Annotated in this window: 9 protein-coding genes and 2 tRNA genes; 8 read left to right on the top strand and 3 right to left on the bottom strand. The window is 39.1% G+C overall.

Translation table 11 applies throughout. From position 1 onward, the window contains the following. Positions 1 to 78: 78 nt before the first annotated feature. Positions 79 to 966 carry an acetylglutamate kinase gene (gene argB / locus FBQ94_RS09950; RefSeq protein WP_007223328.1) on the bottom strand — a complete coding sequence of 296 codons (888 nt, stop codon included), beginning with the start codon at positions 964 to 966 and terminating at the stop codon, positions 79 to 81. 267 nt (positions 967 to 1,233) lie between these two features. After that, positions 1,234 to 1,737: a crossover junction endodeoxyribonuclease RuvC gene (ruvC, locus tag FBQ94_RS09945; RefSeq protein WP_007223327.1), complete on the bottom strand. Its 504-nt coding sequence runs from the start codon at positions 1,735 to 1,737 to the stop codon at positions 1,234 to 1,236. Positions 1,738 to 1,890: 153 nt separating this feature from the next. On the opposite strand from ruvC, the gene FBQ94_RS09940 reads away from it, so the two are divergent. The 4 genes from FBQ94_RS09940 (at position 1,891) to FBQ94_RS09925 (ending at position 4,209) form a co-directional block, all read left to right on the top strand. Continuing rightward, on the top strand, positions 1,891 to 2,811 hold the full coding sequence (locus tag FBQ94_RS09940; protein WP_007223326.1) for a dihydroorotate dehydrogenase: 921 nt from the start codon (positions 1,891 to 1,893) through the stop codon (positions 2,809 to 2,811). Further along, a complete protein-coding gene (locus FBQ94_RS09935) occupies positions 2,804 to 3,577 on the top strand; it encodes a dihydroorotate dehydrogenase electron transfer subunit (RefSeq protein WP_040544639.1) in 774 nt (257 codons plus the stop codon). Before FBQ94_RS09940 ends, FBQ94_RS09935 begins: the two co-directional genes overlap by 8 nt. Positions 3,578 to 3,648: 71 nt before the next feature. Then, positions 3,649 to 3,721 (top strand) — tRNA-Glu (locus tag FBQ94_RS09930). A gap of 179 nt (positions 3,722 to 3,900) precedes the next feature. Then, complete coding sequence (locus FBQ94_RS09925) at positions 3,901 to 4,209, top strand: hypothetical protein (protein ID WP_007223324.1); 309 nt, start codon at positions 3,901 to 3,903, stop codon at positions 4,207 to 4,209. Positions 4,210 to 4,708: 499 nt separating this feature from the next. Here the strand turns inward: FBQ94_RS09925 and FBQ94_RS09920 are convergent. Continuing rightward, positions 4,709 to 4,786: transfer RNA gene (locus tag FBQ94_RS09920), tRNA-Pro, on the bottom strand. Between the two features lie 1,054 nt (positions 4,787 to 5,840). Here FBQ94_RS09920 and FBQ94_RS09915 point away from each other — a divergent pair. The 4 genes from FBQ94_RS09915 (at position 5,841) to FBQ94_RS09900 (ending at position 11,581) form a co-directional block, all read left to right on the top strand. Further along, positions 5,841 to 6,785, top strand: coding sequence for a glycosyltransferase family 2 protein (locus FBQ94_RS09915; protein WP_007223322.1), 945 nt, complete (start codon positions 5,841 to 5,843; stop codon positions 6,783 to 6,785). Between the two features lie 509 nt (positions 6,786 to 7,294). After that, positions 7,295 to 8,770, top strand: a complete 1,476-nt coding sequence (locus FBQ94_RS09910) for a hypothetical protein (RefSeq protein WP_007223320.1) — start codon at positions 7,295 to 7,297, stop codon at positions 8,768 to 8,770. A gap of 155 nt (positions 8,771 to 8,925) precedes the next feature. Beyond that, positions 8,926 to 10,353, top strand: coding sequence for an FAD-dependent oxidoreductase (locus FBQ94_RS09905; protein ID WP_007223319.1), 1,428 nt, complete (start codon positions 8,926 to 8,928; stop codon positions 10,351 to 10,353). Positions 10,354 to 10,567: 214 nt separating this feature from the next. Next, positions 10,568 to 11,581 carry a multicopper oxidase domain-containing protein gene (locus FBQ94_RS09900; RefSeq protein WP_007223318.1) on the top strand — a complete coding sequence of 338 codons (1,014 nt, stop codon included), beginning with the start codon at positions 10,568 to 10,570 and terminating at the stop codon, positions 11,579 to 11,581. Positions 11,582 to 11,754: the final 173 nt, after the last annotated feature.

The following is an 11,754-nucleotide window of genomic DNA, read 5'->3' as shown; positions in this document are numbered from 1 at the left end:
TCCGGAGATCATCTCCTGCAAGAAAGCCCTTGTATTTGATTTACAAGGTAATACTTTGGTATATTTCTCTTTGAATCTCTATACAATGATTTGTGTTCCAACGCCTTTATCAGTAAAAATTTCCAATAAAAGCGCATGGGGAATTAATCCATTAATGATGTGTGCTTTTTTCACTCCCGCTTTAACCGCACTAATGCATGCTAACGCCTTAGGAAGCATACCACCACTAATTATCTTTTTATCAATAAGCTCATGAACTTCATTCTCATGCAGTGTAGAAGCCAATGAGGTTTCATCGCCCGGTCTTGTCATAATGCCATGGGTATTCGAGAGAAAGACCAGTTTTTCTGCTTTAAGTGATTCTGCGATAAATGCGGCCACATTATCTGCATTTACGTTATAGGCATTCCCATTTGTTCCTTTTGCAATAGGAGGAACAATGGGAATTGTGCGTGTATTACATAAACTTAAGAATCTATCTTTATCGATCGATGTTACCTTGCCTACAAAGCCAATATCTAATCTTTTAAACGTACCATCATGTGCTTTTGTCTCGATATAATATTTCTCTGCCTTTATTGGACAGTATCCATTTTCCCAAATGCAGGTTGCCTCATTACCTAATTCAGAGATTTTCTTTACGATAGAAGCGCTTATTTGATTTATGAGGATGTCTTTTGCTATTTCTAAGGTCTCAACATCGGTAATTCTATGTCCCTCAATAAATTTTGGACTCAAACCCCTTCTTGTCATTTCCTGGGTAATATGAGGGCCGCCACCATGAACCAGTATGGGTATAATGCCAACGGTTTTCATAAACACAATATCCTGGAGTACATTTGTCAGCACTTCATCGCTGGACATTGCTCCTCCACCAAACTTAATAACTACAATTTTATCTTTAAAAGATCGTATATAAGGAGTGGCTTCTATCAGTATACTTGCCTTGCGTATGGCATTTTCCATGTACTGTTATGCTCGCAAAAAGGGTGAATGATATCGAAAAAAAATAAGATAAAAAGAAATTGGATTATAGCAAAAGAGGCCCTTGTGTCAAGCTTAAACACAGGGCTTTTTGTGTTTGTTCATAGCAAAAAGTGTTGCAGCTAAAAATTGCAGTTGAAGCAGTTGGACACAGAAGAACACAGATAAAAAACACAGATTTTTCAGAAGCATGCCGTTAATCATCTATCAGGTGAGTTACCTGATAAATTTTTTTATATGTATCTGTACTTATCTGCGTTCATCTGTGTCCTGTTGTAAAATTCGGGCTACATTATGGCTATGACAAATTGCAATAGCAAGTGCGTCCGAAACATCATCAGGTTTTGGGATTTCAGACAGGCCAAGAATGATTTTTACCATTTCCTGCACCTGACCTTTGTGTGCATTTCCGTTACCTACGACCGCTTTTTTGACAACCGTTGCTGCGTACTCTGTAATAGGGATGTCTGCCAATGCAGCACATAAGAAGACAATGCCTCTTCCTTCACCAATCTTTATTGCAGACTTTATATTTTTACCGTAAAAAATTTCTTCGGTAGCCATTTGATCCGGTTGATGTTTAGAAATAATATCCATGATTTTATAATGGATGAACTTAAGGCGTTGTGGGAAATTGTGGCTTTTATCGGTTTTAATAGAACCATACTCTATGACCGTTATCCCCGGGCCTCTCTTTTCTATTAAGCCATAACCGGCAATACGTGTTCCTGGATCAATTCCGAGAATTTTCATAAACGGTTAATTCCCATCTCATTGTTTTTTGTATAAAGAATTCCTTCTATTATATTTATATTCATTTACTTGATTGTCAATGACAAATCTTTTAAAATCTTGTATAAAAATTATTTTTACATTTTTCTTATTGTTACTATAATACTCAATCTCATGTCGAAAGTAAACGTATCAGTTACTCTATGCAATATCAAATTAAACAACCCTACCATCTCGGCATCGGGAATTTTAGGTACTACGAGGGCATTACTAAAAAGAGTAGCGGAGAATGGTGCAGGGGCGGTAACTATCAAATCTATCAGCAGAGAGCCAAGGGAGGGACACAAAAACCCTACGGTCATCACATTTGAAGCAGGAATGCTGAATGCAGTAGGGTATTCTAATCCGGGCGTTGATAAAGCTGCAAGGGAATTTACCAATCTTCAGGATGTAGGCGTACCCGTGATTGCGAGTGTTGTCGGTACGCATAAAGATGATTTCGTGCGGGTTATCGAAGGTCTTTCCGTTACAGAATTTTCAGCAATAGAAATACCACTCTCCTGCCCGCATACCCCGGGATTTGGTCTTCTTGCAGGTCAGGGAACTCCTCAAGCCACCTTCGACATCACTTCTGAGGTAAGGAAGGTTACCGGCTTGCCGATATTTATTAAATTATCTCCCAATATCTCTGAAATCTGTACCGTTGCAAAAGCTGCGGAAGATGCAGGGGCTAATGCTATTACGGCGGTTAATTCAATGGGGCCCGGAATGATTATTAATATAGAGGCTCAAAAGCCCATTTTAAGTTTTCAAGTGGGAGGCGTTACCGGTGATGCCTTAAGACCTATTGCTGTAAGATGCATCTATGACTTATACAAGGCTATAAAAATTCCCGTTATCGGAGTAGGGGGGGTTTCAACGGGACGACACGCTATAGAAATGATGATGGCCGGGGCATCTGCTGTAGGAATTGGAACGGGTGTTTATTATCGGGGTATCGATGTTTTTAAGAAAGTATGTGAAGAGATGATTCAGTGGATGCAGGAAAACAGTATCGATGATATCAACAAGATTGTGGGTGCTGCACATGATTGAGCAACCAATTATGGTAAAGATTTGCGATATCCGGGAAGAATCCCCGAATGTTAAAACATTCTTTTTTGAACGAAAGATACATTTCAATCCGGGACAGTTTGTTATGGTATGGATACCTCTTTTGGATGAAAAGCCCTTTACCATATCCTACATTCAAGAAAACCTTCTGGGTATTTCTGTGCTAAAAAAGGGTCCATTTACCAGGGTATTCCATAGTAAAAAGGCAGGAGACCGTATTGGTATACGCGGTCCTTATGGTAAGGGATTCAATTTACAGATAAATTCGTGTGTTGTAGGGGGAGGGATAGGGATGGCATCTTTGGCAACTGTTATTGATACATTACCTGATGTAACCATTATACAGGGGGCGAGAAATTCCTCAGAGATACTCTATCAAAAACGCTTCAGGAATATGAGATTATGTACCGAAGACGGCGCTGTGGGATTCAAGGGAACAACAGTTGATCTTCTTGGTGAAATAATAAAAAAACAGCATTTTCGAAAGGTGTATGCGTGTGGTCCTGAGCCGATGTTGTACAAGGTGGTTGAATTATGCAAAAAGTATGACGTTGATTGCGAAGTATCTCTTGACCGATACATGAAATGCGGTTTTGGTGTATGTGGTCAGTGCGATTGCAGTGGTCAACGAGTCTGCGTTGATGGTCCTGTTTTTACTACCAGTGAATTAAATAAAATGGAAGATTTTGGGAAGATTACTATAACAAAGACCGGAGAAAGGGTTGTTATTGATAAGCGAATAATATAGAGTCGAAATTTTATTGACATTATAAAATAAATATAGTAACCTTTATTAGCTATTTTTGTTACATCTTTAAGGCCCCCATCGTCTAGTGGCCCAGGATGCCAGGTTCTCAGCCTGGAGACAGGGGTTCAAATCCCCTTGGGGGTACATTTATGAAAGATGAATAGAATGCCAATAAGCACATTTCATCAAGCACCACAAGATATTGGCGTATACTTTTCGTCAAGGCAACCTATTTTCAGAATCTTTTTAAAAGACATTTTAAAGTAACTTTATATTCTATGACCTTTGGGAATATTGGATAGAAAGGAAAGGTAAACTATATTATGGGCACTATTTATAGTTGTGGGACGTGTGGTTCAGTAACAACAGACAAGGGCCATTTATGTAAGCCGATACCTGCCAAAAAGGTTATTGCTTGTAAATTTTGTGGTACGTTAACAGATGACCCAAGGCATGTATGTGCGCCTAAGCTTGTTAATTTAAAGTATGCTTGTAATTCTTGCGGTCGTCTTGCTCCCAAACGGGAACTGCTCTGTAGTCCATCACCTATAACAAAACCGAAAAAAGCAGCAAAAAAGCCTTTAGTGAAAGCAACGAAAAAAAAGAAAGGAGCCTCTAAAAAGCCAAAATAAAGGAAAGTAGTATTCTAAAAGCCCTTTCCACCTGATCTATCCCATTTCATTTCTCCTGTTTTTTTAATTTTTCTCTCCATGCTGTGCCATGTCACACTTCTGTAGTGTCACAGTTCTGTGTCATGTCACATTTATTCTTGCCTGATTTTGATAATTTCATATTGTATATTTCAATTCTTTTTTAATTTCAGTTGCTATAAGATAATTTTTTAAAGTTATTCTTTATGTTATCACTTCAAATACTGGCTGTAAGACAATGTATTCTCAGTCATTGTGATTATTTAAAAACTGATAGAGGTTTACTACTAAAGAAATATATAATTATTTTACATTCCGATTATATATTGGCATGTCTTTTTCTATAAGAACACTTCAATAAAATGCGATACATTTTTCTCCATGTACCATACAGTATCTTTCAGGATTTACCATTAACTTTCCCGTAGGTGTTCTGCCGGTTATTTAAAGAGGAAGAAGCTAACGTGTAGATTATGTTGGTTGGTCGGGGCGAGAGGATTTGAACCTCCGACCTCCTGCTCCCAAGGCAGGCGCGCTAGCCAAACTGCGCTACGCCCCGTTATTTAAGAATGAATCACTTAAGACTTATATTATACGCTGTATATATTGAAATACAAGAAAAAATAATATTATAAAGATGTATAAGGGCTTATATTGCTAATTTATACAATACTGTAACATTTTTATAGCAGATAAATAAAAGTTCTTATGTCAAGAATAATTAAAATATTTGGAACAATAGTATTAGAGAGTTTTGTTTTTTTAGATAGTAGTAATTTATTTTGTTAACCTTATCTAGGAGGCAGAAGATGAGCGTACAGCAAAAGGAAAGATCCAGACGTAAAGTTATGAAAAGATACAACGAAAAAAACCTCTCCCTAAAAAATATTTGTACAGATAAAGCCGAAAGGTCTTGTCTTATGTGCGGTAGAAAATTTATTAGCCGGGGTCCCCACAACAGAAGATGTCAGAAATGCAATCAAAGGATAGATCAGGCTGCAGAAAATACATTTTACATGCCAACTGTGTATACGAACGAAGGTAGTGTTCTAGGTGAATTTGTGCCTATAATTGAGTAATAGTTATCCACAGTAATATTATAATTTATATAAAGGGTTGTGTCTCCGTGTTACACAACCCTTTTATTTATGTGACATAGGTGTGTCAATAGAATCGAGCCATATGTGTCATTTTTGCGTCATTTCCACGTGACTTTTTCTTATGTATGGAAACGGGCGGGGATCAAGTATACCTTCTTGATCTTCTTCTATAATATCAGGATTCCGGATAAAGCCGTTCGAGGATGACGTAAAGGGTCATCATAGATTAAAGCTTACACTCTTCTTACACCCATAGTGTACCAAATCATTCCCCTGTTTTACTTGCCATTCCCGAGAAACTTGTCATTCTAAAAACTTCTGTTTACCCCTAGCGTGCCTGAGGTTGCGCGTTGTCAGAGAAGTGAAAGTCATCTCCAGGTAAAACACTTTTCGGCCTGTAACTGACCATAACTGTGTCACCGTGAGACTTAAAATCGGCATGGGAAAGAGTAAGAGGAGCGTCAAATATCATGTGCTCGCATTATGATAGGCCATCAGAGTAGGAATTGATGTATGGACTTAACTGTGCAGCCTTTAGTCAGTGTAGTAACACCTGTACATAACGGTGAAAAGTATTTAGCGGAATGTATTGAAAGTGTATTAGCACAAACATACCAGAATTGGGAATATCTCATTGTAAATAATCGGAGTACAGATCGTACTTTAGCTATAGCGCATGATTATTCAAAAAAAGATAAACGGATACATATTTATAATAATGATCACTTTTTAAATGCTCTTCAGAATCACAACCATGCATTTCGTCTTATATCTCATGAGAGTAAATATTGCAAAGTAGTGCATGCTGATGATTGGATATTTTCGGAATGTTTAACAAAAATGGTAGAGCTTGCCGAAAAGCATCCTTCTGTAGGTGTTGTAGGATCTTATCGCCTCGATAACATTAAGGTAAATTGTGATGGAATTCCCTATACCGTCACTGTTATATCAGGACGGGAAATATGCAGGTCTATTATACTTGGCGCCCGATGTATTTTTGGTTCACCAACAACAACATTACTACGGTCTGATGCTATAAGAAGTCGTAAATTCTTTTATAATGAAAATAATTTCCATGCTGATAAAGAGGCTTGCTTTGATGTTCTGCAGGACTATGATTTTGGCTTTGTGCATCAAGTCCTTTCGTTTACGAGGAGACATAACAGGACGATAACTTCGTCTGCAGGGGAATTTAACACATCTTTTTTAGGAAACCTTATTATCCTGAAAAAATATGGTTCTCTCTACTTACATGAAGAAGAATACAAAAAAATATTTAGGAAGTGGAGAATGAAGTACTACAGATTTTTTATGAAAATTTTTTTTTCCAAGAAAAAGAAAAGAAAAGAATTTTGGAATTATTATAAGGTTGGGCTAGAAGAAATCGGGTTTCCTGTTACTCCGGTAAAATTATTGAAGGTATTGTTTGTGCATTATCTTATCAAAAGTTTTATCTAATCAGGTACAAGTAAATTTTATGAGTGATATTGCAGTTTATGCAGAAGGACTTGGCAAGCAATTTAAAATAGGCATTCGGCGGCTTTTATCTTTTATCAAAACGTAGGGCAAGGCTTTAGCCTTGCTTCCCCCGCCTGAATTGTGCACGGGGATAGCAAACCTAAAGGTTTGCCCTACGGAATTGAAATTCCTCTATATTCAATTAGGTAACAAACTGCACATGTTTTACAAATTTGACCCGGTCTGCTTATGTGTGCCCGCCCATTGAGCAAGTTCAAGCCTATGTGTGTGTTTTAACTGGATTAGGTGGAGGGATCTGCTTGGGGATTATTGTATTCAAAGATTATTTCTTCTGAATGAAAAGTCAGAAGAATCAAAGAGCGAATTCCCCGGTATGAGCAAAAAGCCTCTTGCTAAAATATTTCTTGACAATATCTTTTTATATTTTATATAATGCCACCTCTCGTTTTGAGAATGAGTCTCATTTACTTTCTATAAGGAGGGCAGTTGTGCGGTATATTCGTTATTTGATGTTCATGGCAGTACCTTTGTTTGTAGCTTTATCTATTGCAGATGTCTTTGCAGAATCTGCAGAAACAGAGGCTTTAAGTGACAAAGTTGATAAACTGGAAAGGGAATTGGCAGAATTAAAAGACTTGCTCAAGCAACAAGTTGAAAGAGATACTCAAAAAGAAAAGGAGATTGAATCGTTAAAGGCAAAAGATACCCAAAAAGATCAGGAGATCGCTTCATTAAAGGAAGACGTCCAGAGAGGAACTACGTATCCGGAAATTCCTTATGCAGGAGAGCCTGCTGAGAGATCATATTTTGCTGAAAAGACTGCCGAACTCGAGAAAAAGAAATTAGGTCCGGCCTTTAGTGGGCCATATACAAAGCCATTTTTGAGAAGGTTTGGTAGAAATACCTATCTTGGCGGTTATATGGATTTTGAGTTCTGGCAATCAGAAAATAATAGCAGCGGGAAACATGGCTTTGACCAGCACAGATTTATACCATTTATATACTCAGACATCTCCGATCGTGTAAAGCTTGCGGCAGAATTAGAATTCGAGCATGGTGGTGTTGGAGGCGGCAGGGATGGAGAGGTAATTCTGGAGTTTGCAACGGTAGATTTCCTGATAACAGATTGGATTAATTGGAGAGGCGGTTTTCTTCTTACTCCTCTGGGAAAGTTTAATCTGGTTCATGATTCTCCTTTACAGGATCTTACCGACCGGCCATTGGTAAATCAATTTATTATTCCAACAACTCTTACTGATGCAGGCATGGGTTTTTTTGGTAGCCTCTATCCATCAGAATTAAGCAAATTGGATTATGAAATCTATATTACAAACGGTGTATTCCATGGTTTAGACGATGATGGCACGCCGCATTTTGCATTAAGCAACGGGTTGAGAGGTTCACGGGGCGGATTTGAGTTTGATAATGAGAACCAAAGTCCCGGTGTTGTAGGACGTGTTGCATATAGCCCGTTTATAGGCCTGGAGTTGGGTGGTTCTGCTTATACGCAGCGATATGACGATGCTAACGAGAATCAGATAACCATTTCAGCAATAGATTTTGCATACCAAAGAGGAGCCTTTGAACTGGTAGGTGAAGGGGCTTATGCCTTCATAGAAACAAATACTGCTGCTGAAACTGCCGGTATTGCCGATTCCATGTGGGGATATTATGTGGAAGGCCGGTATCATTTTATGCCTCCTGTGTTACGAGCATGGGCGCCGCAAATCTTTACAGAAAATTCAACATTCACCGGTGTTGTAAGATGGGATCAGGTGCAAACATCTGCGCTAGCCGGAGGCGAAAGGGTTAATCATTTAAGGACTCGTATTACACCCGGCCTCAACTATCGCTACACGGAGGATACGGTGTTTAAATTCGATTACCAGATTAATGTTGAACAAAAAGAGCTGGCTGATGTGGGTAACAATGCCTTTGTATTCTCTGTCGCAACGTATTTTTAATGTTTAGGAGTCTTCCTAAAGTAAGGGGCATATTCCCACATGCCCCTTACTGATTTTTTCATGAGGAGAGAGATTGTAAGATTTTACGTCTCTCCTGCCAAAGGTAGTCCCCTGTATGATTCATGTAAATACCGAGTGAAAGGATAATGAACAGGTTGAAAAGAAAGATAGTGGTGCTTGGTGGCGGACCTTGTGGCCTATCCGCTGCGTGGGAATTGTCTAAATACGGACATGACGTCACCGTAGTTGAAAAAGAACCAATGGTAGGAGGGTTATGTATCACGAATGAATACAAGGGTTACCGGTTTGATCTTGGCGGCCATCGTTTTATTTCCCGGAATGAAGAGCTTGTTTGTGATATTCGTAAGATGATGGGTGATGAACTCCTGGTGTCAAAGAGAAAAAGTGTAATCTTATTAAAGGAAAAGGTTTTTCATTATCCGCTATCAATAAAAGATATTGTTCTCAAGATGAATGTCTGGACGAATCTTAAGGTGCTTACAACGTATATCATGGCGGCCTTTTTAAAGATTGTTTTCCGGAAAAAAGATATCTCTTTTGAGAATTGGATTGTCAACCGCTTTGGAAGAACTCTGTATACTCTGTTTTTTGGTCCTTATACCGAAAAGTTATGGGGTATCTCACCAAAACGTATCTCATCAGACTGGGCATCTCAAAGAATTTCACTTCTGGATCTCAAAGATGTACTTTTTCGTCTCTTTAGGTTAAAAAAGGATACACCCCGGACCTTTGCTCAAACCTATTTTTATCCTAAAAAGGGTATAGGTCAGATGTTTGATATGATGAGCGAAGAGATTAAGAAAAAAGGTGGAAAGATTGTTCTGAACGCAAAGGTTTCTCATATAAGAGTGCATGATAATCATATCGAAGGTATAGATTACCTGCAGCGTGGGAGTATGAAGACGGTCAATTGCGACTTTATTATTTCAACCATACCCCTGCCAGATCTCATCCATGCTTTTCCCCGTCATCTTGCGAAAGATGTTTTGTATCATGCAGATGCCTTAAAGTTCCGTGCAGTTCGTTTCGTAAATATCTTAGTGGATCTTCCCGATATTAGTGAAAATACCTGGATGTATGTCTCTGAGGGTAAATATATCATGACGCGTATCCAGGAGCCAAAACGGAGAAGTATCTTTAATGCACCGGAAGGAAAGACTTCCGTTCTTTTGGAAATTCCCTGTAATGAGCATGATGAAATATGGAATTGTTCAGAAGAAGATTTATTACAACGCTGTTTAAGAGATTTAAACGAGCTGGGTATCGATATACAGGATAAGATTATAGATTATTTTACAACAAGGGTAACTCATGGCTATCCTGTCTATAGTCACGATTATGGAATACACCGGCTGGAGATTTTTAGCTTTCTTGATACCTATGAAAATATAGTTACCTGCGGCAGACAAGGCACATTTCGGTATCTTTTTATGGATACAGCGATGGAGATGGGTATCGCCGCTGCCCGGAATCTTATGCTCGATAACGTAGCCGGAAGAGAGAAGGTACAACTCATGCGTTCCGGGGGTGAACTGATTGAGGTAAGTTCTGTAACAGCATAGGCATTGAAATGTAAAAAATTTTATATATTTGTTGAGATTAAGACTCAAGATAATCTAATGTATAGGAATTTCAATTCTGTAGTGGCAAGGAGCACCTTGCCACTACATGCTTTTGCGATTTGAAAGTCACCAAAGGCCTAGTTTAAGTTGCTATGTGGTTTATTCCTTTTAAAGGAATATCTTTAAAATTTTAGAAAAAGGAGAACTTGAAAAAATGGAACGGCGATATAAAAAAATTGTATGTGGAATGGGAGCTATTGCTCTTCTCAATGGATTGACGTTCTTTACCCATACCGTTGTAGCACATGCCGTGGATGTTATTAGCAACGTTGCCAAGGACCCTGCTGATATTCCAGGCCGTATATCGCGGTCCTGCCCGAAGACTGTAACGGTAAATCTGGTTGCCAAAGAGGTTGTTGCTGATCTTGCCCCCGGAAAGAAATTCTGGTTCTGGACTTTTGCAGAAAAAAAAGGGGATACCGTAGGACCAGCAACTGTTCCGGGTCCTATGGTACGGGTAATGGAAGGCGATACGGTAGTCATTAATCTAACGAATGACTTACATAACGAGGAACCACATAACCTTGATTTCCATGCCGGTTTTGGCGCCATGTTAATGGATATTGAACCTGGGGAGACTGATACCTTAACGTTCAAGGCGAAGCGGGAAGGGGCATATATCTACCATTGCGGCGCTGAAGGAATGCCATGGGAGCATGTAGCCTATGGGATGTATGGCCTGATTGTTGTCGAACCAAAGGGAGGTCTTTCAAGGGTCGATAAGGAATTCTATATCGGGCAGGGTGAATGGTATATCAAACCAGGTATTGAGGATCATCCACACATCCGTGGTTATTCCCTTGATGAGGATAAGGCGCTGGCTGAGCATCCCGATTATTTTACCTTTAATGGTCATACACAGGCGCTTATGGATCCATCAATATACGGCAACGCAATAACCGTGAATCAGGGTGATAAAGTCCGCCTCTTTTTTGTCGCCGGCGGCCCTAATATTGGCTCAAATTTCCATATTATCGGCCAGATCTTCGATAAGTTTTATCCTGGCCATCGTCGTGATTTTATCAGGAATGAGGAGACAGCTTACATTCCTCCCGGATCTGCCGCAGTATTTGAGTTCAAGGCGTTAGCGACCGGCGATTTTCTTATTGTTGACCATGCGCTGTTCAGGGTGCCAAAGGGGGCTGGAGGTTTACTGCACGTAAAATAAGTTGACCGAAAAAGTTAAAATAAAAGGAGTAATCGTAAGTGAAGAAAAGGCTAAAAATATTGTTGTTTGCTTTCCTAGTATAAGGTTTCATTAAAACATCGACAATATCAGTGATATTTGCTATAATACTTGCCAAAAACTTCGAAAGGAGAGATCATGGCAAGAAAAACAAA

It is taken from the genome of Candidatus Jettenia sp. AMX1 (assembly GCF_030263775.1).
GTDB classification, from domain to species: domain Bacteria; phylum Planctomycetota; class Brocadiia; order Brocadiales; family Brocadiaceae; genus Jettenia; species Jettenia caeni.
This window is presented reverse-complemented; position numbering and strand designations above follow the sequence as displayed.

Coding starts and splice junctions, on each gene's coding strand:
- argB (WP_007223328.1), bottom strand. CDS start 966: ATGGAAAATGCCATACGCAAGGCAAGTATACTGATAGAAGCCACTCCT.
- ruvC (WP_007223327.1), bottom strand. CDS start 1,737: ATGAAAATTCTCGGAATTGATCCAGGAACACGTATTGCCGGTTATGGC.
- FBQ94_RS09940 (WP_007223326.1), top strand. CDS start 1,891: ATGTCGAAAGTAAACGTATCAGTTACTCTATGCAATATCAAATTAAAC.
- FBQ94_RS09935 (WP_040544639.1), top strand. CDS start 2,804: ATGATTGAGCAACCAATTATGGTAAAGATTTGCGATATCCGGGAAGAA.
- FBQ94_RS09925 (WP_007223324.1), top strand. CDS start 3,901: ATGGGCACTATTTATAGTTGTGGGACGTGTGGTTCAGTAACAACAGAC.
- FBQ94_RS09915 (WP_007223322.1), top strand. CDS start 5,841: ATGGACTTAACTGTGCAGCCTTTAGTCAGTGTAGTAACACCTGTACAT.
- FBQ94_RS09900 (WP_007223318.1), top strand. CDS start 10,568: ATGGAACGGCGATATAAAAAAATTGTATGTGGAATGGGAGCTATTGCT.